A 21,468-nucleotide genomic window follows, 5' to 3' on the forward strand; every position below is an offset into this window, starting at 1 on the left:
AAACCTCATCGCTGCCTCAACCGGGCTGCTGTTTGACTGACAATGCTTCTCGGTTTTTCCCCGATCCGTTACACTGCGGAGCGGAAGATTGACGATAACAAGAGGTTCCTCATGTACCACGACCTTATTCGCAGTGAACTGAACGAAGCGGCCGATACCCTGGCGAAATTTATCAATGACGACGCCAATATCGACGCCATCCAACGCGCAGCAGTGCTGCTGGCCGATTCCTTTAAAGCCGGCGGGAAAGTCATTTCTTGCGGTAACGGTGGCTCCCACTGTGACGCGATGCACTTTGCCGAAGAGTTGACCGGCCGCTACCGTGAAAACCGTCCGGGTTATCCGGCGATTGCTATTTCCGACGTCAGCCATCTGTCTTGCGTCAGCAACGACTTTGGTTACGAGTATGTGTTTTCACGCTATGTGGAAGCGGTAGGCCGTGAAGGCGACGTCTTGCTGGGCATTTCCACCTCCGGCAATTCCGGCAACATTATTAAAGCCATCGAAGCGGCGCGTGCCAAAGGGATGAAAGTGATCACCCTGACCGGCAAAGACGGCGGCAAAATGGCCGGTTCTGCCGATGTGGAAATCCGCGTACCGCACTTCGGTTACGCAGACCGCATTCAGGAAATTCATATCAAAGCGATCCACATCTTGATTCAGCTGATTGAAAAAGAGATGGTTAAGGCTTAACGGCTTTAGGGGGCATATTGCCCCCGTTAATAATGCACCGGGGTGCGGCAGGTCGCGCCCTAATAAACGGTGTCAGTGTGGTTAAGGAGTGCTGGCGATGTGTGAACTGCTCGGGATGAGCGCAAACGTACCGACCGATATTTGCTTTAGCTTTACCGGGCTGGTTCAGCGCGGTGGCCGTACCGGGCCACATAAAGATGGTTGGGGCATTACCTTCTACGAAGGGAACGGTTGCCGCACGTTTAAGGATCCCCAGCCGAGTTTCGACTCGCCGATCGCCCGTCTGGTGCAGGAATACCCGATCAAATCCTGCGCGGTGGTGTCGCATATCCGTCAGGCCAATCGCGGTGAAGTGGCGCTGGAAAATACCCATCCCTTTACCCGTGAACTGTGGGGCCGTAACTGGACCTACGCGCACAATGGCCAGTTGAAAGGCTACCGTCAGTTGGAAACCGGCACCTTCCGCCCGGTGGGCCAGACTGACAGCGAATACGCTTTCTGCTGGCTGCTGCATCAGCTTTCCCTGAAATATCCGCGCACCCCGAGCCGCTGGCCGCCGGTTTTCCGTTATATCGCTTTGCTGGCGGATCAACTGCGTCAGAAGGGGGTATTCAATATGTTGCTGTCGGATGGGCGCTTTGTGATGGCTTATTGTTCGACCAACCTGTACTGGATCACGCGTCGCGCGCCGTTTGGCAAAGCCACGTTACTCGATCAGGACGTAGAGATTGATTTTCAGCAGCAGACCACGCCTAACGATGTGGTCACGGTGATTGCTACCCAGCCGCTGACGGCGAATGAAACCTGGCACAAGATTGCGCCAGGTGAATTCGCACTATTTCACTTCGGTGAGCGGCTTGGTCTGAGCGAAGGGATTGGTACTGACAGTGGGAGCCGTGGTTGACGCATACTGCGTCATCTGGCCGCTGCTCAGCACGGGCTGGCCCAACACGTACTGGCCATTGGCTACGCTGACCATCGGCGGCTGGTGATTTTTGACGAAGTAGTCATAGCCCGGCTTCAGCTGGCGCCAGAAGGCGATGTAGCTCGATGAGCTGTGACGTTTCAGGTTCTTGTCGGTCATGCGGAACGGATAGATACTGATATCAATCCGGCTCTGGCCGTAAGCAAACGCGGCTTCGACGTAGCGATAAATCTCATCCATATAGGTGTTGGTCATTGCATAACACCCAATAGATTTACATTCACCGTGGATCATCAGATAAGCGCCGGAATAACCCTGTGATTTATCGTAATCATTCGGGAAGCCGATATTGATGGCTCGATAATACTTACTGTCGGGTTTCAGATGACGCGCGTCGACGCTATAAAAGCCTTCCGGACTCTTAAAGTCACCTTCACGGCGTTTCGGGCCGAGGCCGCCGGAGAAATTACAGATTTGGAAAGAGTTCACCAGACGGAATTCGTTGCCCATTTTGGCATACAATTCCAGCGTGCGTTCCTCTTTGAAGATCTGAATATAGACCGGTGACCCTACTAATTGCTGCTTAACTACCGGAACCTCGGGAACCTGCTCGCTGGCGCTGCAGGCCGTGATCATCGGCATAGAAAAAAGCATCGCAAACAACAACGCGATTTTGCTCATTATTATTCCTGCTTATATTTATCTGCTGGCTCAATGCACTTGGCCAACATGCCACTGATTATTGTTTTACGGTCTTAAAACACCGTCAGATTACCAGTGTGTTCTTTTTTAGCAATATGTGTTGTGTATAAAAAAACTACAAACTTCGATAAAAGTGAATCGACAGGCAGATTTTAACGATTAGTGGGGCGAAACAGCCGAAATTTAATTGTGTTTGCTTGACTCAGGTCACTGCCTGACACAGAAAAATGTTGTGAAAAATGTTAATATTCCGCCTCGAATTAGCGCGCAAAAAATGGACGCAGGAGTCAATCAACGGAATGTACGTTACCCCATTTTGTCAGTGCGAAAGATTTCATGTTGAGCGTGATGCCGTTTCGCTCAACCCAGAGGCTGCCGAAGCGGCCTCATCATCCAGGCATCGTCAGCACCAGCCTCTGGGGCCGGTAAGACGTGTGAAACTAACCAACATCGTATAAATCCTATGATTAAAATCAGAAAAGGGTTAGATCTGCCCATTGCCGGAGCTCCGGCTCAGGCGATTCAGGACGGCCCAATCATTCAGCATGTCGCCCTGCTTGGGGAAGATTATGTCGGAATGCGCCCGTCTATGCTGGTGCAGGAAGGCGAGAGCGTTAAGAAAGGCCAGGCGCTGTTCGAAGATAAAAAGACCCCCGGGGTTTTCTTCACCGCTCCCGCCAGTGGCCGTATTCTTTCGATCAACCGCGGTGAACGGCGCGTATTGCAGTCGGTAGTTATCGCCGTTGAAAATGGCGGCGATGAGCAACTGGAGTTTGCTCATTATCCGGTTGCCGAACTGGCGATGCTGCCGCGGGAACAGGTTGAAAGCGAATTACTCGCCAGCGGTCTGTGGACTGCGCTACGTACCCGCCCATTCAGTAAAACGCCTGCACCGGGTAGCACTCCACGTGCCATTTTTGTTACCGCCATGGACAGCCAGCCGCTGGCTGCCGATCCGCAGGTGATCATCGCCGAGCAGTTGGCAGCGTTCAACGCCGGACTGGCGGTATTGGCCCGGCTGACCGACTGCAAGGTGCACGTTTGCCACGCCGCGGGCGCGAACCTGGGCAAGCAACCCGATGCGCAGGTGACCTATAACGAATTCGCCGGTCCACATCCTGCCGGGTTGGTGGGCACCCATATTCATTTCCTCGAGCCGGTCAGTTTGAAAAAAACCGTCTGGCATATCGGCTATCAGGATGCGATCGCCATCGGCACCTTGTTCACCACCGGCAAACTCGATACCCGTCGGGTGGTGGCACTGGCCGGGCCGCAGGTGGAACAGCCGGTGTTGCTGCGCACCCGGTTGGGCGCCAGCATCGACGAACTGACCGCCGGGCGTCTGAAAGCCGGTGAGAACCGGGTGATTTCCGGTTCGGTGCTGAGCGGCACCCACGTTGCCGGGTCGAACGCTTACCTCGGCCGTTTCCATTCGCTGGTTTCCGTACTGCAGGAAGGGCGTGATAAAGAGCTGTTTGGTTGGATCGCGCCATCACCGGATAAATTTTCCATCACCCGTACTACGCTGGGCCATTTCCTGAAGAACAAACTGTTCGCCTTCTCGACTACCACCCACGGCGGTGAGCGTGCAATGGTGCCGATCGGCAACTATGAGCGGGTAATGCCGCTGGATATCCTGCCGACCCTGCTGCTGCGCGACCTGCTGGCGGGTGACAGCGACAGCGCACAGGCGTTGGGCTGTCTGGAGCTGGATGAAGAAGATCTGGCGCTGTGCACCTTCGTTTGCCCCGGCAAGTATGAATACGCTCCGGTGCTGCGCGATGTGCTGACCAAGATTGAGCAGGAAGGATAACCGATGGGCCTGAAGAACTTTTTTGAAAAAATCGAGCATCACTTCACACCGGGCGGCAAGCTGGAAAAGTGGTACCCGCTGTTTGAAGCGACTACCACGGTGTTCTATACCCCTGGTTTGGTGACGCGCGGGGCTTCGCACGTGCGCGATGCCATCGATCTGAAACGTATGATGATCCTGGTGTGGCTGGCGGTATTCCCGGCGATGTTCTGGGGCATGTACAACGTCGGCCAACAGGCCATTCCGGCATTGCACCACCTTTACAGTGGCGATCAACTGCAGCAGGTGCTGGCGGGGGATTGGCACTATCGGTTGGCCCAATGGCTGGGGGCATCACTGGCGGCGGACGCGGGCTGGATCAGCAAAATGGTGCTGGGCGCCTGCTATTTCCTGCCGATTTACGCCGTGGTGTTCCTGGTCGGTGGTTTCTGGGAGGTGCTGTTCGCGGTCATTCGCAAACATGAGATTAACGAAGGCTTCTTCGTCACCTCAATCCTGTTTGCACTGATTGTGCCGCCCACGCTGCCGCTGTGGCAGGCCGCGTTGGGTATCACCTTTGGCGTAGTGGTGGCGAAAGAGATATTTGGCGGTACCGGACGCAACTTCCTTAACCCGGCCTTGGCGGGGCGCGCGTTCCTGTTCTTTGCTTATCCGGCGCAGATTTCCGGTGACCTGGTGTGGACCTCCGCCGACGGTTTCTCTGGCGCGACGCCGCTGGCACAGTGGAGCGCGGGCGGGGCACACAGCCTGAGCAACGTGGCTACCGGCCAGTCCATCAGTTGGATGGATGCGTTTCTCGGCAACATTCCCGGCTCGGTGGGTGAAGTCTCCACGCTGATGATCCTGCTCGGCGGAGCGATAATCCTGTTTGGCCGCGTAGCTTCCTGGCGCATTGTCGCCGGCGTGATGCTCGGCATGATGGCTACCGCCTTCCTGTTCAACAGTATCGGTTCAACCACCAACCCGCTGTTTGCCATGCCGTGGTATTGGCACCTGGTGTTGGGCGGTTTCGCCTTCGGCATGATCTTTATGGCTACCGATCCGGTTTCCGCCTCGTTCACCAACAAGGGGAAGTGGTGGTACGGCATTTTGATTGGCGTGATGTGCGTGCTGATCCGGGTGGTCAACCCGGCCTATCCGGAAGGCATGATGCTGGCGATCCTGTTCGCCAACCTGTTCGCGCCGCTGTTCGATTACCTGGTGGTGCAGGCCAACATCAAGCGGAGAAAAGCCCGTGGCGAATGAATCTAAAAACGACAGCATCGGTAAAACGCTGCTGGTGGTACTGCTGCTGTGCCTGGTGTGTTCTGTGGTGGTGGCGGGTTCCGCCGTCGGCCTGAAGTCCAAACAGCAAGAACAGAAGTTGCTCGACAAACAGCGCAATATTCTCGACGTGGCCGGTTTGCTGCAGCCGAAAATGGAAGGCGAGCAGGTCAAGGCGCTGTTCACCCAACGTATCGAACCGCGCCTGCTGGATTTGAACAGCGGTGAATTTGTTGCGGGTAACGCGACGGCGTTCGATCTGCCCGCAGCCCTGCGTGATAACGCCAAAAGCGTAGCGCTACCGGCGGCTGACGATCCGGCCGGTATCAAACGCCGTAGCAACCAGGCGGAAATCTACCTGGTGCGCGACGACAGCGGTGCGGTCAACAAAATCGTGCTGCCAGTCTACGGTACCGGCCTGTGGTCGATGATGTACGCCTTTGTGGCGCTCGATAGCGACGCCAATACGGTGAAAGGCATCACTTACTACGACCAGGGCGAAACCCCTGGGCTGGGCGGCGAGGTTGAGAATGCCGGCTGGCGTCAGCAGTGGATCGGTAAAAAGCTGTTTGATGACAGCGGCAAACCGGCGATCCGCGTAGTGAAAGGCGGGGCGCGTCAGGGGGATGAGCATGGGGTGGACGGTTTATCCGGTGCCACGCTGACCTCCAACGGCGTGCAGCATACTTTTGACTTCTGGTTGGGCGAGCACGGCTTTGGCCCGTTCCTGCAAAAAGTTCGTGAAGGAGCGCTGAAAAATGGCTGATTCCAAAGAGATTAAACGGGTCCTTTTAGGACCGTTGTTCGACAACAACCCGATTGCCTTGCAGGTGCTGGGTGTCTGTTCTGCGTTGGCGGTGACCACCAAGCTGGAAACGGCGGTGGTGATGACCATCGCAGTAACGCTGGTCACCGCGTTCTCCAGCTTCTTTATTTCGCTGATCCGCCACCATATCCCGAACAGCGTGCGCATCATCGTGCAGATGGCGATTATCGCCTCGTTGGTGATTGTGGTCGATCAGTTGCTGCGCGCCTATGCGTTCGAGATATCCAAGCAGCTGTCGGTGTTTGTCGGCCTGATCATCACCAACTGTATCGTGATGGGGCGTGCCGAAGCCTATGCCATGAAATCGCCACCGATCGAGAGTTTTATGGACGGTATCGGCAACGGCTTGGGCTACGGGGTGATCCTGGTGTTGGTCGGTTTCCTGCGTGAGCTGTTCGGTTCCGGCAAACTGTTTGGCATTCCGGTGCTGGAAACGGTGCAGAACGGCGGCTGGTATCAACCGAACGGCCTGTTCCTGCTGGCACCGAGCGCGTTCTTTATCATCGGCCTGCTGATTTGGGCGCTACGCAGCCTGAAACCAGCGCAGATCGAAAAGGAGTAATGGCCGATGGAACATTATATCAGCCTGTTTGTACGCGCGGTGTTCGTTGAGAACATGGCGTTGGCGTTCTTCCTGGGGATGTGTACCTTCCTGGCGGTATCGAAGAAGGTATCGACTGCCTTTGGTTTGGGCATCGCGGTGACCCTGGTGCTCGGGATCTCCGTGCCGGTGAACAACCTGGTCTACAACCTGATCCTGCGTGATGGTGCGCTGGTGGAAGGTGTTGATCTGAGCTTCCTCAACTTCATTACCTTTATCGGCGTGATTGCGGCGCTGGTGCAGATTCTGGAGATGATCCTCGATCGCTTCTTCCCGTCGCTGTACAACGCACTCGGTATTTTCCTGCCGCTTATCACCGTGAACTGCGCCATCTTCGGCGGCGTGTCCTTCATGGTGCAACGTGACTACAACTTCGCTGAATCAGTGGTGTACGGCTTCGGCTCCGGCACCGGCTGGATGTTGGCGATTGTCGCGATGGCGGGGATCCGCGAAAAACTCAAGTATGCCAATGTCCCCGCAGGGTTGCGCGGCCTGGGCATTACCTTTATCACCACCGGGCTGATGGCGTTGGGCTTTATGTCCTTCTCCGGTGTTCAGTTGTAAAGGCGGGAAGAATTTATGGAAATTATTTTAGGCGTCGCGATGTTTACCGGCATCGTTATGGTGTTGGTGTTGCTCATCCTGTTCGCCAAATCCAGGCTGGTGAACACCGGTGACATTGCGGTAGAAGTTAATGGCGATCTCGACAAGAGCTTTACCGCTCCGGCGGGTGACAAGCTGCTGAACATGCTCTCCAGCCAGGGGATCTTCGTTTCGTCCGCCTGTGGTGGCGGCGGTTCTTGCGGCCAGTGCCGGGTGGTGATCAAAGAGGGCGGCGGCGATATCCTGCCGACCGAACTGTCGCACATCAACAAGCGTGAAGCGAAAGAGGGCTGCCGACTGGCTTGTCAGGTGAACGTGAAACAGAACCTGAAAATCGAGCTGCCGGAAGAGATCTTCGGGGTGAAAAAGTGGGAGTGCGAGGTTATCTCCAATGATAACAAAGCCACTTTTATCAAAGAGCTGAAACTGAAAATCCCTGACGGGGAAGACGTGCCGTTCCGCGCCGGTGGGTTTATCCAGATCGAAGCGCCTGCACACGACATCAGCTACGCCGATTTTGACGTGCCTGACGAGTACCGGGGCGACTGGGACAAGTTCAACCTGTTCCGCTACCGCTCGGTAGTGAATGAAACCACGGTACGTGCCTACTCTATGGCCAACTACCCGGACGAAAAGGGCATTATTATGCTCAACGTGCGTATTGCCACGCCGCCACCGCGCGATCCTGACGTGCCACCGGGCATCATGTCCTCTTATATCTGGTCGTTAAAGGCCGGGGACAAGGTGACCATTTCCGGGCCGTTCGGCGAGTTCTTTGCCAAGGACACCGACGCGGAAATGATCTTTATCGGCGGCGGTGCCGGTATGGCACCGATGCGTTCGCACATCTTTGACCAGCTCAATCGCCTGAAGTCGAAGCGTAAAATCACCTTCTGGTATGGTGCGCGTTCACTGCGTGAGATGTTCTACGAGGAAGATTTCAACCAACTGCAGGCAGAGAACGAGAACTTTACCTGGCATGTGGCGCTTTCCGATCCGCAGCCTGAGGATAACTGGACGGGTTACACCGGCTTTATCCATAATGTTCTGTTGGAGAACTATCTGCGGAACCATCCGGCCCCGGAAGACTGTGAGTTTTACATGTGCGGTCCACCAATGATGAACGCTGCGGTGATCAAGATGCTGAAAGACCTGGGCGTTGAAGACGAAAATATCATGCTTGATGACTTTGGTGGCTAAATGCGCGCATGGGCAATGAAGGGGTTGATGACGACGGTGGTGCTCAGCGCCACTCTGTTATTGACCGGCTGCGGACCGGAGCAGGTCAATCTCGATGGCAAAACCATGGGGACATCGTATTCAGTTCGCTACGTTACCGGGGACGACACGCCGTCTGCCACCAAAATGCAGGCGGAGATCGACAAGCGTCTGGAGTTGGTGAATGACCAGATGTCCACCTACCGGCCGGGCTCTGAACTGAGCCGCTTCAACGCCAGCCGCGCAGTGGATAAACCCTTCCCGGTATCGGCAGCGACCACCGAGGTGGTGCTGGAAGCGCTGCGCATTAACCGCGTCACCGACGGCGCGCTGGACGTGACCGTCGGGCCGCTGGTTAATCTGTGGGGCTTTGGCCCGGAAGGGCGACCGGACAAGGTGCCGAGCGCTGCCGAACTGGAGCGCCGCCGCGCCTGGACCGGTATCGACAAACTGTCGGTGCAGGGCAATGCATTGGTAAAGAGCATTCCTGAGCTGTATGTCGATCTCTCCTCGATCGCCAAGGGCTACGGGGTGGATGTAATTGCCCAGTATCTGCAATCGCAGCAGGTCAAGAACTACATGGTGGATATTGGCGGTGAGGTCCGTACTCGCGGCCACAACGGTGAGAAAAAACCGTGGCGTATCGCCATTGAACGGCCGACGGCCGGCATGGAGCAGAAGGCGCAACTGGTGATCCAGCCGGGCGAGATGTCGATCGCCACCTCGGGGGATTATCGCAACTACTTCGAACAGGACGGCGTGCGTTATTCGCACACCATAGATCCGGTTACCGGCAAGCCGATCCATCATCATCTGGTGTCGGTTACGGTGCTGAGCCCGACCTGTATGGCCGCCGATGGTTTGTCGACCGGGTTGAACGTATTGGGGCCGGAGCGCGGCATGGCGTTGGCGAACCTGATGGGGATCCCGGTGTTCATGATTGTGAAAACCGCCAAAGGTTTTGAAGAGCGCTACTCCGAGGCGTTCAAACCCTATTTGAACAAGAGCTTGTGAGGTCGCTATGTTGACAGTATTTGTCGCCAGCTTTGTGTTGTTTCTGCTGATTGTCGGCGGGATGTCGTTGGGGTACGTGTTCAAGCGTAAAAGCCTGCAGGGCAGCTGCGGCGGGATTACGGCGTTGGGGATGGATAAAGTCTGTGACTGCCCAGAACCCTGCGATGCGCGTAAAAAGCGTCTGGAGAAAGAGGCGTTGCGCCAGCAACAGTTGGAAAAACACCGGATTATCTGAATAACTGGGGCGCATACAGCGCCCCTTTTTACAGCGTTTTAAATCGGTTATTTGGCCTTGGCAAAGTCCCTGGCTTCAGCCGGTGAGTTAACCATAACCCCGTCGACTCCCAGCGCCAGCGCCTGCTGGTATTCAGCCGGAGAGTTGATGCCGAACAGAATGATGTGCGCCGGGCCTTGCGAACGGAAGCAGTCGATCGATTCTTTATCCCAGGTCAGAAACGCCTTGGAGCGCCCTTCACCCAGGGTAAATTTCTCCACCACTTCCACTTCTCTTTTCAGTTCCAGCCCGTACCAGCGCGGTTGCTGATGGTCTGGCTTCAGCTCACACAGATGTGACAGGCTGATATTCGCCAGCAGATCGCGGGTTTCATCGCGGGTTTCAAAACGTTTGATCGTGGGCGGCAGCGCCTGCAGATATTTGGCATCGGTGGAGTACACGCGGGTGCGGTTCAGGCTGTTGGTTTTTTCCAGCGTTGCCAGCAGGGCTTTGCCGAACTGGGCCGGGTCTGCGTCTGGGGATTTGATATCCAGATAGAAGTTAACCTTGGGGAAGGCATTGAGGATCTCATCCAAACGTGGAATGCCAATGCCTTTACCCCGGAACGGATGGGTTTCACCTTTGGCAAATGACCAACCGGCGTCAACTTTCGCCAGTTGCGCAGCGGTAAAGGCGGAAACCAATCCCTGCCGATCGGTTAGCGCTTTCAGATCCGAAGGGCGGTAAAGCACGATCACGCCGTCTTTGGATTCCTGCAGGGTGATCCAGATGGCGTCGGCGCCGTTTTTCAGTGCGGTTTCAATGGCGACGCGGGTATTTTCAGGAGCGTCGGCGGTACCACCACGGTGAGCGATAATGGCGGGAGCGGCGGTAGCGGCAAGGGATATCAGGGATAAGGCTGAAGCTAACAAATAGACCGATAATGTTTTCATGTAGGGCACCATCCTGTGCGTAGAGTTATTGTTGTCAGTAACTGTGGCGACTAATTTTCCACAGCGTACTATTGAAAAATTACGCTTTTTTAACAAGTCGAAGATAATTGGGTGAAAGCCTGTTTTCTCCGAGTAGAGCCGAGGCTTGAGCTTTCCATCGTTGCCTGTATACTTATACAGTGCTATTGGGAGGCGCGATGCGTAAAATCATTCATGTCGATATGGACTGCTTCTTCGCGGCGGTAGAAATGCGCGACGATCCCAGCCTGCGCGATATTCCGTTGGCGATTGGCGGCAGTACCGACCGGCGTGGGGTGATCAGCACCGCCAACTATCCTGCACGCCGCTATGGTGTGCACAGTGCGATGTCGACGGCGATGGCGCTCAAGCTTTGCCCGCACCTTAAGCTGCTGCCTGGGCGCATGGCGGCGTATAAGGAAGCCTCGCAGCATATCCGCGAAATCTTTGCCCGCTACACCCCGCTGATTGAACCGCTGTCGCTGGATGAAGCCTATCTGGATGTGACGGACTGCAGCCAGTGCAACGGCTCGGCGACGTTGATCGCCGAGCAAATCCGCCAGACTATCTCCGATGAACTCAACCTTACCGCTTCTGCCGGTATCGCGCCGATCAAGTTCCTCGCCAAAATTGCCTCAGAGTTGAATAAGCCGAACGGACAATACGTCATCACCCCGGCGCAGGTGCCGGCTTTTTTACAGCAGTTACCGCTGAGTAAAATCCCCGGCGTGGGCAAAGTAACCGCCAAACGGCTGGAAGAAGTGGGGCTGATCACCTGCGCCGACGTACAGCAGTACGATCTGGCAGCGTTGTTAAAGCGCTTCGGCAAATTTGGCCGGGTGCTGTGGGAGCGTTGTCAGGGGATCGATCTGCGTGAGGTTTCGCCAGAGCGGTTGCGTAAATCGGTGGGGGTGGAGCGAACCTTGGCGGAGGACATCCATGACTGGGAAGACTGCGAAGCGTTGATTGTCGACAAACTCTATCCCGAGCTGGAACTGCGGTTGCGTAAGGTGAAACCGGATCTGCACATCGCCCGGCAGGGGGTAAAACTGAAGTTTCAGGATTTCCAGCAAACCACCCAGGAACACGTTTGGCCGGTACTCAATAAAGACGATTTAATCAACGTGGCACGGCAGGTATGGCGTGAGCGGCGCGAAGGGCGCGGGGTGCGACTGGTCGGGTTGCATGTGACGCTGCTGGATCCGCAACTGGAGCGGCAACTGCTGCTACCCTGGGAATAACAAGGGCGCAATGCAGTATTGCGCCCTTGGTTTAATCACTAAGTCATCTGTAATATTACGCGCGCTCTGGGATAGCCTTCAGCAGTGCCGTCAGCAACTTCCAGTACAGGCCCACGCTTTCGATATGCACCTGCTCATCCGGCGAGTGTGGCCCGGTGATGGTTGGCCCAATCGACACCATATCCATGTTTGGGTACGGTTTTTTGAACAGACCGCATTCCAGACCTGCGTGGATCACCATGATGTTCGGCGTCTTGTTGAACAGATCCTGATAAATCTCGCGCACCAGATGCATCACCGGTGAGTCTGCGTCCGGCTGCCAGCCTGGGTAGCCGCCTTTTGGTGCCACTTTGGCGTTGGCCAATTGGCCCAGCGCGGTCAGCATGCCGACCACGTAGTCTTTACCGCTGTCGATCAACGAGCGGATCAGGCAGATGATTTCTGCTTCGCTGTCGCTGGTGGTGACCACGCCCACGTTCAGTGAGGTTTCCACCACGCCTTTCACCGCGTCGCTCATGCGGATCACACCGTTTGGCGTGCCATTGAGCAGCGCCACGAAGCGCTGTTGGCTATCGCTGGTCATCGCCTGCGAGGTGCTGGTGACAGGCTCCAGCAAGACGGTAATGTTCTTCTCTTTGGCAGCCAGCTCGTTTTGCAGGGTAGCCAGGAACGCCTGGCTCAGCGCTTTCAGCGCATCGGCTTTCTCGGCCGGCACGGCAACCACCGCAGAGGCTTCACGCGGAATAGCATTGCGCAGCGTACCGCCGTTCAGATCCAGCAGGCGAAGGTTCAGCTCAGCGGTATGATCAAACAGGAAGCGTGCCAGCAGTTTGTTGGCATTGCCCAGCCCGACGTGGATATCCGCGCCAGAGTGGCCGCCTTTCAGGCCTTTGATCGTCAGCTTCAGGGTCTGATAACCGGCAGGCACGGCTTCGCGCTGCAGTGGCAGGGTGGTGATGAAATCAATACCGCCGGCGCAACCCATGTAGATCTCGCCTTCCTCTTCTGAGTCGGTGTTGATCAGGATATCCGCTTGCAGCCAGTTAGCCTGCAGGCCAAATGCACCGTCCATACCGGCTTCTTCGGTCATGGTCAGCAGCACTTCCAGCGGGCCGTGTTCGACGCTGTCGTCGGCCAGCACGGCCAGTGCGGAGGCCATGCCGATGCCGTTGTCGGCACCCAGCGTGGTGCCGCGCGCCTTGATCCACTCACCGTCGATGTACGGCTGAATCGGATCCTTGGTGAAGTCGTGCACGGTGTCGTTATTTTTCTGTGGCACCATGTCCAGGTGCGCCTGCAGGGCAACCGGCTTGCGGTTTTCCATGCCTTTGGTGGCCGGCTTACGCAGCAGGATGTTGCCTACATGGTCACGCTCGGCGTGCAGGTTTTTCTCTTTGGCCCACTCGAGGATGTGCTGTGCCAGCGCTTCTTCATGATAAGAAGGATGCGGAATAGAGCAGATTTTGGCAAAAATATCCCACAGCGGCTGTGGCGAAAGTTGAGACAATTCAGACACTATAAGTCTCCTGTAACAGCATTCTCAGCAGTGCGGGAATGCCGCTCGGTTAGGGTTAGGGGCATCTGTGCGGCTTTGGCACGATCTCCAGAGAATATCACTTTATTCCGGGCGGTGCCCGTCCCGTATTGTGCTGTTTAAGCGCTTGATCACACTAGTTTGGTTGGTCGTTGCTCATTTATTCAGCATCAATCACCAGGCGAAATACTTATGAATTCCAAGGTACAACTGGCATTTGGTGCGGCCAGTCTTTATAATCTCGCGCAACCTTTTTTCCCCTGATTACTGAGTAAGCCGCACCACTGCTGGCTGGGACACCATTCTATGAGCGAAAAATACGTTGTTACCTGGGACATGCTGCAAATGCAAGCGCGCAAACTGGCTCACCGCCTGCTGCCTGCTGACCAATGGACGGGCATTATTGCCGTAAGCCGCGGCGGGCTGGTACCGGCTGCCTTACTGGCGCGTGAGCTGGGTATTCGCCACGTGGATACCGTCTGCATTTCCAGCTATGACCATGACAATCAACGTGAAATGAAAGTGCTCAAGCGCGCTGAAGGCGACGGTGAAGGCTTTATCGTTATCGACGATCTGGTGGATACCGGCGGCACCGCGAAAGCGATCCGTGAAATGTACCCGAAAGCGCACTTCGTCACTATCTTCGCCAAGCCGGCAGGTCGCCCGCTGGTAGACGATTATGTGGTTGATATCCCACAGGATACCTGGATCGAGCAGCCATGGGACATGGCGGTGACCTTCGTGCCACCGATCGGCGGTCGTTAAGTTCGCCACGCCGATTTGCCAAAACGCCCGGTTCCACCGGGCGTTTGCATTTCTGATTTCTGCCCCACAGATCCGCTTCAAGTATGACGGGTTTATCGCGCCAGACTTAGGTACACTACCTCCAGTTGATTAGGCTGTTTGCGGCCTATTACCAGATTTACGGAGGCTGTTGTTACCATGGCACAAGCCAACCTTTCTGAAATCCTGTTCAAACCCTCATTTAAACACCCTGAGACCTCAACTCTGGTACTGCGCGCGCGCAGTAAAATCAGTGCCGAGCTGCATTCCACGCTGGAGGGCAATACCGTCAGCAATTGGTACCGCATGCTCAACCCACTGTTGTGGGCCTGGCGCGGTGTCGATCCCATTGAAATCAACGAAGTGCTGGCCCGTATTGCCGTTGCGGATGTGGAACACACCAACGACAAATGGCTGGATACCGTGGTCGGTTACCGTAATGGCAACTGGATCTACGAATGGGTGCATCAGGGCATGCTTTGGCAGCAGCGAGCGCTGGAACAGCAGGATCCGCTGACCGGCGGCCAGTATTGGCTCAACGCCGCCAACTTTTACAGCATTGCCGGCTACCCGCATCTGAAAGGTGACGAGTTGGCCGAGCAGGCGGAGGCGTTGTCCAACCGGGCTTACGAAGAGGCCGCGCTGTTACTGCCGTACCAGTTGAAAGAGCTGGAGTTTCGCATTGAAGGTGGCAGCAGCATCACCGGCTTCCTGCATTTGCCGGAGAAGGGCGAAGCGCCGTTCCCGACGGTGCTGATGTGCGGCAGCCTGGATACCCTGCAGACCGACTATCACCGCCTGTTCCGCGATTATCTGGCACCGCATGGCATCGCCATGCTGACCATTGATATGCCTTCCATCGGTTCTTCTTACAAGTGGAAACTGACGCAAGATTCCAGCTTCCTGCATCAGCAGGTGCTGACCCAGTTAACCACGGTGCCCTGGATTGACCATCAGCGCGTCACCGCGTTTGGTTTCCGCTTTGGCGCCAATGTGGCGGTGCGTCTGGCCTATCTGGAGCCACAGCGGTTGCGTGGCGTGGCCTGCCTGGGGCCGGTGGTGCATCGCCTGCTGTGCGACAGCAGCACCCAGAAGCACGTGCCGGACATGTATATGGACGTGCTGGCCAGCCGGATGGGCATGGCCAACGCTTCGGATCATGTGCTGAAGGTCGAATTGAACAGCTATTCGCTGAAAACCCAGGGGCTGTTGGGCCGCCGTTGCCCGACGCCGATGCTGGCCGGCTACTGGGAGCAGGATCCGCTCAGCCCGAAAGAAGAGTCGCAGCTGATCGTTTCGTCCTCGATGGACGGCAAACTGATCGCCATACCGCGCAAGCCGGTATACAGCAGTTTCCACAAGGCGCTGCTGCAAATGTCCCATTGGATGAAAGATAAAATGCGTTAATTAGTTGCTAAATTTTAACAGTTTGTTAAAAAGAATGGTCTACATTGAGGAGCTTAAGAATGACGTTACCGAGTGGTCACCCTAAAAGCCGACTAATGAAACGTTTCGCCAGCTTGGGGCCGTATCTGCGTGAAGGGCAATGTGAGAACGACCGTTTTTTCTTTGATTGTTTAGCCGTCTGCGTCAATGTTAAGCCTGCTCCAGAGCTGCGAGAGTTTTGGGGTTGGTGGATCGAACTGCATGCTGAAGATACGCGTTTTACCTATTCGTATCAGTTTGGCCTGTTTGATAAGAAAGGGCAGTGGACGCCGGAAAAGATTAAGGATACTGAAGTCAAAACCAAGCTGGAAACCACCCTGCGTGATTTCCATCGTCGCCTGGGCGAACTGCTGGCCACCATGGAGCTGACGCTTGAACCCGCCGCTGATTTCAAAGAAAAACTGATTAAACTTTCCGCCTGACCCCGTTTGACCGCAAGTATTCTGCTGATTTCGCGTTGTGCCTGTTGGCATAACGCGTCTCTCCTGTTACAAAGTCCCTAGTATTATTCTTCTCATCTTACACGGCAGAAACACTATGAACGGCAGCCAGACACTGGTTGTGAAATTGGGCACCAGCGTGTTGACCGGCGGATCGCTGCGTCTTAACCGTGCCCATATTGTCGAACTGGTTCGCCAGTGCGCACAACAGCATGCAGCGGGTCACCGCATCGTTATCGTCACCTCCGGCGCGATTGCCGCCGGGCGCGAACATTTGGGTTACCCCGAACTCCCCGCCACCATCGCCTCCAAGCAGTTGCTGGCGGCGGTCGGGCAGAGCCGGTTGATCCAACTGTGGGAGCAGCTGTTCTCCATTTACGGTATCCACGTCGGGCAGATGTTGCTGACGCGTGCCGATCTGGAAGACCGCGAACGCTTCCTCAATGCGCGTGACACCATGACGGCGTTGCTGGACAACCGTATCGTGCCGGTAATCAATGAGAACGACGCGGTAGCGACCGCAGAAATCAAGGTCGGCGACAACGACAACCTGTCGGCATTGGCGGCAATCCTGGCCGGGGCCGACAAACTGTTGTTGCTGACCGATCAGCAGGGGCTGTACACCGCCGACCCACGCAACAACCCGCAGGCAGAGCTGATCCGTGAAGTGCACGGCATCGACGACGCACTGCGCGCCATCGCCGGCGACAGCGTTTCTGGCCTGGGCACCGGCGGTATGGGCACCAAGCTGCAAGCCGCCGACGTGGCCTGCCGCGCCGGTATCGACGTAATCATCGCCGCCGGCAGCAAGCCGGGCGTGGTGGCCGACGTGATTGAAGGCAAACCGGTGGGCACCCGTTTCCACGCGCTGGAAACCCCGCTGGAAAACCGCAAACGCTGGATCTTCGGCGCACCACCGGCCGGTGAGATCACCGTCGACGACGGTGCGGTCGACGCCATTATGGCGCGTGGCAGCTCACTGCTGCCGAAGGGCATCCGCGAGGTGAAAGGCGATTTCTCCCGTGGTGAAGTGATCCGCATCCGCAACCTGACGGGGCGCGATCTGGCGCACGGCGTCAGCCGTTATAACAGCGACGCGATGCGCATGATTGCCGGTCACCACTCGCAGGAAATCAGCGAAATTCTCGGTTATGAATACGGCCCGGTGGCAGTTCACCGCGACGATATGATTGTCAGCTAAGGAGTGAGCATGCTCGAGCAGATGGGGAAGGCCGCCAAGCAGGCCTCCTGGCAACTGGCGGTGCTGAGTACGGCGAAGAAAAACCAGGTGCTGTCGGTGATTGCCGACAAACTGGAAGCCGAAAGCGAAGTGATTTTACAGGCTAACGAACAGGACATGGAGCAGGCACGCGCCAGCGGAATGAGCGAAGCGCTGCTCGATCGCCTGTTACTGACCCCGGCACGTCTGGCGGCGATCGCCAACGACGTGCGTCAGGTATGCCGCCTGAACGACCCGGTCGGCCACGTATTGGACGGCAGCCTGCTGGACAGCGGGCTGAAACTGGAACGTCGCCGGGTACCGCTCGGGGTGATTGGCGTGATTTATGAGGCGCGGCCGAACGTCACCATCGACGTCGCCAGCCTGTGCCTGAAAACCGGCAACGCGGTGATCCTGCGCGGCGGTAAAGAAACCCACCGTACCAACCAGGCGACGGTGAAGGTGATCCAGCAGGCGCTGGAACAGTGCGGCCTGCCGGCTGCAGCGGTACAGGCGATTGAAAGCCCGGATCGCGCACTGGTGAATGAATTGCTGCGCCTGGATCGCTACGTCGACATGCTGATCCCACGCGGCGGCGCCGGCCTGCATAAGCTGTGCCGCGAACAGTCGACCATCCCGGTGATCACCGGCGGTATCGGCGTTTGCCACACTTATGTTGATGACAGCGTTGATTTCGACAAAGCACTGACGGTGATCGAGAACGCCAAAATTCAACGACCAAGCGCCTGTAACTCGCTGGAGACGCTGCTGGTGAACCGCAATATCGCTGCAGAGTTTCTGCCTGCCTTGAGCAGCAAAATGGCGGTGGTCGGCGTCACCTTGCACGCGGCGGAGAACGCCATGCCGCTGTTGCAAGACGGCCCGGCAACGGTGGTGGCGGTCGCGGCGGAAGATTACGACGACGAATGGCTGTCGTTGGACTTGAACGTGGCGCTGGTGGATGACATCGATCAGGCCATCGACCATATTCGCACCCACGGCACCAGCCATTCCGACGCGATCCTCACCCGTTCACTGAGCAGCGCCGAGCACTTTGTGCGTGCGGTGGATTCAAGCGCGGTGTACGTCAACGCCAGCACCCGCTTCACCGACGGCGGCCAGTTCGGCCTTGGCGCAGAAGTGGCCGTCAGCACCCAGAAACTGCATGCCCGCGGCCCAATGGGCCTGGATGCACTCACCACCTACAAGTGGATCGGTTACGGTGATGATTTGGTTCGTAGCTAAGTTTTAGTTCGGGGCTTAAAAAATGCAGGGGCGCAGTTCATTGGACTGTGCCCTTTTTACATTTGGGGAGTCTTAGCGTTGCTGGCCTAAGCGGAAGCTTATCTGACCGTCGGCTTTGTGCCAGAAGCGGATGTTGCTATCGACAAGATGTAATAATCACTGGAGAGCAGATCATATCCTCTTGACACCACTCAATGAATGATCTGATACATTGGTACTAAATTGATAAGCTATTTTCAGTAAAAGTAACAAATTCTGTTTCTACTTGGAAAGTTGAAACACTAATGATTGAGAAGATATAGTTAGGATGACGCCCAACAAGAGAATGAAGATGCAACCAAAATTACTATATGCCACGTTCCGAAGAAATGACTTACCAAGTTGGCGATGCCCTACCTGTCTTAACGAGACATTGGAGATCGTACCTGATAGTTTTAAAACAGCTGAGACCAGCGATACCGCTACTTGCCGAGACGAATTTTGGTTTGATGAAGAAATGGCTAAAGGCGTTTTTAGTTGCCTGCTGCGCTGTAGCCGCCAAGCATGCCGAGAACATGTGGCGCTATCTGGACAAGTCATTTCTTTAGAGGAATTCAATGATGAAATGACGGAACGTTGGTATCAATCAGGTTACCGTCCAATGAATTTTTATCCTCCTCTCCCGCTATTCCTGCCACCAGAGAAATGCCCTGCAGAAATTTTTGATATGTTGGCTGAAATTTCTGCGCTCATTCCTGCTCACTCTGCATCAGCGGTAAATATCATGAGAACTGTCCTGGAGATGATGCTCGATAGCATTGGGGTACCGAGAGAGAAGGCAGAACTCAATAAAAAAGGTCAAAAAATTCGGCTAACTACACATCAGCGAATTAGTGGCTATTCAGCCATGTTGGAGCCAAAAAATGAGGCGTTCATGGCTCTAAAGTGGTTGGGAAATCACGGTAGCCACGGGGGCTCGAAGGTTACAAGGTCGGCTATTGATGATGCTTGCGTAATTATTGGGGATTTGATTGAGTTTTTATTCTCTGAGAGTCCTGATGTAAAAGATAATATTGCACGTATTAATTACGCGTATGCTCCAAAATAGAAATCGATTAAATAAAATTAAACCATATCACCAAATCAGCAGATGGAGGGTGTAAATGGTTGAAAGTTGTGAGTGATGGTGGATCCTTCTCGGCCAGTCTCAGATGCTCGTGGCTACCTTAAATAGCGACATGTATTAGCCGCATCTGGTAATACTTTTGAAGAACCAGGTGGGTTGAGATTAATCTGGCATCATCAAGAACTTTGACCTGTTCCCCTTGCTTAACACACAGCAATGTTAGTCATGGAGTTGCGAACTTCCGCTGTTCGCTCATAGCCGCCGAAGTCCTCTACGGGAGTTTCAGCCCAACTATAGGGCAGGTTCGTCTACCGGTGCGGAGTCAGCCACCAATGGCTAGGAAGTGCCTAATTTACCCGTGGTGACTTGATATGCATTGATATTGGCTCTATATCTGCATTCATAATCTGAAGGCCAAAGGTTCAGTCCCTAGCTAACACAATACCGCAACCCGCCCACCAATCATTCCCAGCACAGCCCCGGCATCAACCCCAAGCAACCGGGCGATCAAAGCAAACTCCACCACATCCAGCTTGCGCTCGCCGTTCTCAACCTTGGCGATAAACGACTGCGGGCGACCCAGTGCTTCGGCCAGTTTGGCCTGAGTGATGCCTTTTTCTATGCGAGCATCCCGAAGTATTCTTATAACTAATTGATACTCGGTTGAATAAACTGAAGTCATGGCGTTTTCCGCGAGTGATATCCTAAAATCGAATATCTGCCATTATCCCAAAAAGGGATTGTTGAGCAATAAGTTAACAAGGATGATTAATCATTATGGATAAACGCGGCTGGTACCTGGCGGACGTTATCGTCTTATTAAGTAAGGGGCCGCGGTAGTGAATGCTATCCGCAACCCCCATTATTATTTAATACATATTCTAAATTATTTCTTAACCATAAGGTGTTTACGTTCCTCTTTACTCATCGCCTTGTTTGAGCTGGAAATAACGCAATTGTATTCCTTCCCTTTATTAATAATCATAAAGGTACTAACGGGGTTTTTAAAATCCTTGCCGATGGTGAAATAAACATAGTCCTGCGGCAGAACATTGGGTTTGAAGGCACCAAAGGCATAAACCCCTTCAAGACCGAGTGGGGATAAATCAACCGTCAACTCCAGCGGTTGCGTGGCCATCGGGGAGGGCAGCATAGATTTCGCGGACATCATCATCGAGCTGGGGTTAACGGTGTATTCGCTGGTGACTTTCATCCCGACATACTTGGACGTCGGCATAGAAAGCTCCTTCATACAGGCCGCGTCGTGTTGTGGCGCGGGGCTGCCATTCTCCTGCACGGCATGCACGTGTTCCAGGGTAACCGTCTCTTTGCCGGTCACCGGTTGTTTGCTGTCTGCTGCGTGCGCCATGCCGGCCATCGCGATGGCGGCAACCGTAGGTAAAATAACGCCAGTTATTATTTTCATTACTTTGCTCCTGACTTTTATGTTTGGAAAAGTAATATTAACTTTCCCGTGTGTGTAGCCGATGGAATTTAATTAATGAAATCATAGGGTGCTCTGCGTCGCCTTGTGTTGCCACAGGGCATGACACCGCTCTCCCGAAAAATAACTGGCGTTTTTTAAGATGAATATAATCAGTGGTTAATAAGA

The 21,468-nt window shown here is 55.0% G+C and carries 22 protein-coding genes; 17 read left to right on the forward strand and 5 right to left on the reverse strand.

Translation table 11 applies throughout. The features are described from left to right. Positions 1-111 precede the first annotated feature (111 nt). Both lpcA and M2406_RS15425 read left to right on the forward strand, forming a co-directional pair. Entirely contained in the window at positions 112-693 is a 582-nt protein-coding gene (gene lpcA, locus M2406_RS15420) for a D-sedoheptulose 7-phosphate isomerase (RefSeq protein ID WP_004949058.1), read from the forward strand. A gap of 97 nt (positions 694-790) precedes the next feature. Then, a complete protein-coding gene (locus tag M2406_RS15425) occupies positions 791-1,597 on the forward strand; it encodes a class II glutamine amidotransferase (protein WP_012005394.1) in 807 nt (268 codons plus the stop codon). Here the strand turns inward: M2406_RS15425 and dpaA are convergent. Next, positions 1,529-2,299 (reverse strand): peptidoglycan meso-diaminopimelic acid protein amidase, encoded by a 771-nt coding sequence (gene dpaA, locus M2406_RS15430; protein ID WP_012005395.1) that lies wholly within the window; start codon positions 2,297-2,299, stop codon positions 1,529-1,531. The genes M2406_RS15425 and dpaA overlap by 69 nt on opposite strands. A gap of 484 nt (positions 2,300-2,783) precedes the next feature. On the opposite strand from dpaA, the gene M2406_RS15435 reads away from it, so the two are divergent. From M2406_RS15435 to nqrM, 8 genes are read left to right on the forward strand one after another with little or no spacing between them, the layout of a single operon-like run. Next, the gene (locus M2406_RS15435; protein ID WP_259190552.1) at positions 2,784-4,133 is read left to right on the forward strand and encodes a Na(+)-translocating NADH-quinone reductase subunit A; all 1,350 of its coding nucleotides are present in this window, start codon (positions 2,784-2,786) and stop codon (positions 4,131-4,133) included. A 3-nt stretch (positions 4,134-4,136) separates the two neighbouring features. Then, positions 4,137-5,378, forward strand: a complete 1,242-nt coding sequence (locus M2406_RS15440; RefSeq protein ID WP_012005397.1) for an NADH:ubiquinone reductase (Na(+)-transporting) subunit B — start codon at positions 4,137-4,139, stop codon at positions 5,376-5,378. Then, a complete protein-coding gene (locus tag M2406_RS15445; RefSeq protein WP_012005398.1) occupies positions 5,368-6,162 on the forward strand; it encodes a Na(+)-translocating NADH-quinone reductase subunit C in 795 nt (264 codons plus the stop codon). The genes M2406_RS15440 and M2406_RS15445 overlap by 11 nt, the downstream gene beginning before the upstream one ends. Further along, complete coding sequence (locus M2406_RS15450; protein ID WP_012005399.1) at positions 6,155-6,784, forward strand: NADH:ubiquinone reductase (Na(+)-transporting) subunit D; 630 nt, start codon at positions 6,155-6,157, stop codon at positions 6,782-6,784. The genes M2406_RS15445 and M2406_RS15450 overlap by 8 nt, the downstream gene beginning before the upstream one ends. 6 nt (positions 6,785-6,790) lie before the next feature. Then, positions 6,791-7,387 (forward strand): NADH:ubiquinone reductase (Na(+)-transporting) subunit E, encoded by a 597-nt coding sequence (gene nqrE / locus M2406_RS15455; RefSeq protein WP_012005400.1) that lies wholly within the window; start codon positions 6,791-6,793, stop codon positions 7,385-7,387. Positions 7,388-7,402: 15 nt separating this feature from the next. Beyond that, complete coding sequence (nqrF, locus tag M2406_RS15460) at positions 7,403-8,626, forward strand: NADH:ubiquinone reductase (Na(+)-transporting) subunit F (RefSeq protein ID WP_012005401.1); 1,224 nt, start codon at positions 7,403-7,405, stop codon at positions 8,624-8,626. Beyond that, positions 8,627-9,658, forward strand: a complete 1,032-nt coding sequence (locus M2406_RS15465; RefSeq protein WP_259190554.1) for an FAD:protein FMN transferase — start codon at positions 8,627-8,629, stop codon at positions 9,656-9,658. A gap of 7 nt (positions 9,659-9,665) precedes the next feature. Beyond that, positions 9,666-9,893, forward strand: coding sequence for a (Na+)-NQR maturation NqrM (nqrM, locus tag M2406_RS15470; protein ID WP_012005403.1), 228 nt, complete (start codon positions 9,666-9,668; stop codon positions 9,891-9,893). A gap of 47 nt (positions 9,894-9,940) precedes the next feature. Here the strand turns inward: nqrM and M2406_RS15475 are convergent, their stop codons facing one another. Then, positions 9,941-10,825, reverse strand: a complete 885-nt coding sequence (locus tag M2406_RS15475) for a glycerophosphodiester phosphodiesterase family protein (protein ID WP_112363327.1) — start codon at positions 10,823-10,825, stop codon at positions 9,941-9,943. 197 nt (positions 10,826-11,022) lie between these two features. On the opposite strand from M2406_RS15475, the gene dinB reads away from it, so the two are divergent. Beyond that, positions 11,023-12,084, forward strand: a complete 1,062-nt coding sequence (gene dinB / locus M2406_RS15480; RefSeq protein WP_259190555.1) for a DNA polymerase IV — start codon at positions 11,023-11,025, stop codon at positions 12,082-12,084. 55 nt (positions 12,085-12,139) lie between these two features. Here the strand turns inward: dinB and pepD are convergent, their stop codons facing one another. Then, complete coding sequence (pepD, locus tag M2406_RS15485; protein WP_012005406.1) at positions 12,140-13,600, reverse strand: beta-Ala-His dipeptidase; 1,461 nt, start codon at positions 13,598-13,600, stop codon at positions 12,140-12,142. Between the two features lie 324 nt (positions 13,601-13,924). On the opposite strand from pepD, the gene gpt reads away from it, so the two are divergent. From gpt to M2406_RS15515, 6 genes are all read left to right on the forward strand, one after another. Then, positions 13,925-14,383 (forward strand): xanthine phosphoribosyltransferase, encoded by a 459-nt coding sequence (gene gpt, locus M2406_RS15490; protein ID WP_012005407.1) that lies wholly within the window; start codon positions 13,925-13,927, stop codon positions 14,381-14,383. Positions 14,384-14,560: 177 nt separating this feature from the next. Then, positions 14,561-15,808 (forward strand): esterase FrsA, encoded by a 1,248-nt coding sequence (gene frsA, locus M2406_RS15495; RefSeq protein WP_012005408.1) that lies wholly within the window; start codon positions 14,561-14,563, stop codon positions 15,806-15,808. A 59-nt stretch (positions 15,809-15,867) separates the two neighbouring features. Continuing rightward, positions 15,868-16,269, forward strand: a complete 402-nt coding sequence (crl, locus tag M2406_RS15500; RefSeq protein WP_012005409.1) for a sigma factor-binding protein Crl — start codon at positions 15,868-15,870, stop codon at positions 16,267-16,269. Between the two features lie 115 nt (positions 16,270-16,384). Continuing rightward, entirely contained in the window at positions 16,385-17,488 is a 1,104-nt protein-coding gene (gene proB, locus M2406_RS15505; protein WP_012005410.1) for a glutamate 5-kinase, read from the forward strand. A gap of 9 nt (positions 17,489-17,497) precedes the next feature. Continuing rightward, entirely contained in the window at positions 17,498-18,751 is a 1,254-nt protein-coding gene (proA, locus tag M2406_RS15510) for a glutamate-5-semialdehyde dehydrogenase (protein WP_259190557.1), read from the forward strand. A gap of 331 nt (positions 18,752-19,082) precedes the next feature. After that, the gene (locus tag M2406_RS15515) at positions 19,083-19,838 is read left to right on the forward strand and encodes a DUF4145 domain-containing protein (RefSeq protein WP_259190558.1); all 756 of its coding nucleotides are present in this window, start codon (positions 19,083-19,085) and stop codon (positions 19,836-19,838) included. A gap of 451 nt (positions 19,839-20,289) precedes the next feature. Here the strand turns inward: M2406_RS15515 and M2406_RS15520 are convergent, their stop codons facing one another. Then, positions 20,290-20,538 (reverse strand): helix-turn-helix domain-containing protein, encoded by a 249-nt coding sequence (locus M2406_RS15520; RefSeq protein ID WP_259190559.1) that lies wholly within the window; start codon positions 20,536-20,538, stop codon positions 20,290-20,292. 204 nt (positions 20,539-20,742) lie between these two features. Next, positions 20,743-21,282 carry a hypothetical protein gene (locus M2406_RS15525; RefSeq protein ID WP_115183198.1) on the reverse strand — a complete coding sequence of 180 codons (540 nt, stop codon included), beginning with the start codon at positions 21,280-21,282 and terminating at the stop codon, positions 20,743-20,745. Positions 21,283-21,468 lie beyond the last annotated feature (186 nt).

The organism is Serratia sp. BIGb0163 (genome assembly GCF_024809935.1).
In the GTDB taxonomy this organism is placed as follows: Bacteria; Pseudomonadota; Gammaproteobacteria; order Enterobacterales; family Enterobacteriaceae; genus Serratia; species Serratia quinivorans.

Coding starts and splice junctions, on each gene's coding strand:
- nqrF (WP_012005401.1), top strand. CDS start 7,403: ATGGAAATTATTTTAGGCGTCGCGATGTTTACCGGCATCGTTATGGTG.
- lpcA (WP_004949058.1), top strand. CDS start 112: ATGTACCACGACCTTATTCGCAGTGAACTGAACGAAGCGGCCGATACC.
- M2406_RS15520 (WP_259190559.1), bottom strand. CDS start 20,538: ATGACTTCAGTTTATTCAACCGAGTATCAATTAGTTATAAGAATACTT.
- dpaA (WP_012005395.1), bottom strand. CDS start 2,299: ATGAGCAAAATCGCGTTGTTGTTTGCGATGCTTTTTTCTATGCCGATG.
- M2406_RS15515 (WP_259190558.1), top strand. CDS start 19,083: ATGCAACCAAAATTACTATATGCCACGTTCCGAAGAAATGACTTACCA.
- proA (WP_259190557.1), top strand. CDS start 17,498: ATGCTCGAGCAGATGGGGAAGGCCGCCAAGCAGGCCTCCTGGCAACTG.
- M2406_RS15475 (WP_112363327.1), bottom strand. CDS start 10,825: ATGAAAACATTATCGGTCTATTTGTTAGCTTCAGCCTTATCCCTGATA.
- crl (WP_012005409.1), top strand. CDS start 15,868: ATGACGTTACCGAGTGGTCACCCTAAAAGCCGACTAATGAAACGTTTC.
- M2406_RS15435 (WP_259190552.1), top strand. CDS start 2,784: ATGATTAAAATCAGAAAAGGGTTAGATCTGCCCATTGCCGGAGCTCCG.
- proB (WP_012005410.1), top strand. CDS start 16,385: ATGAACGGCAGCCAGACACTGGTTGTGAAATTGGGCACCAGCGTGTTG.
- nqrE (WP_012005400.1), top strand. CDS start 6,791: ATGGAACATTATATCAGCCTGTTTGTACGCGCGGTGTTCGTTGAGAAC.
- M2406_RS15450 (WP_012005399.1), top strand. CDS start 6,155: ATGGCTGATTCCAAAGAGATTAAACGGGTCCTTTTAGGACCGTTGTTC.
- M2406_RS15525 (WP_115183198.1), bottom strand. CDS start 21,282: ATGAAAATAATAACTGGCGTTATTTTACCTACGGTTGCCGCCATCGCG.
- dinB (WP_259190555.1), top strand. CDS start 11,023: ATGCGTAAAATCATTCATGTCGATATGGACTGCTTCTTCGCGGCGGTA.
- M2406_RS15425 (WP_012005394.1), top strand. CDS start 791: ATGTGTGAACTGCTCGGGATGAGCGCAAACGTACCGACCGATATTTGC.
- nqrM (WP_012005403.1), top strand. CDS start 9,666: ATGTTGACAGTATTTGTCGCCAGCTTTGTGTTGTTTCTGCTGATTGTC.
- frsA (WP_012005408.1), top strand. CDS start 14,561: ATGGCACAAGCCAACCTTTCTGAAATCCTGTTCAAACCCTCATTTAAA.
- gpt (WP_012005407.1), top strand. CDS start 13,925: ATGAGCGAAAAATACGTTGTTACCTGGGACATGCTGCAAATGCAAGCG.
- M2406_RS15440 (WP_012005397.1), top strand. CDS start 4,137: ATGGGCCTGAAGAACTTTTTTGAAAAAATCGAGCATCACTTCACACCG.
- M2406_RS15465 (WP_259190554.1), top strand. CDS start 8,627: ATGCGCGCATGGGCAATGAAGGGGTTGATGACGACGGTGGTGCTCAGC.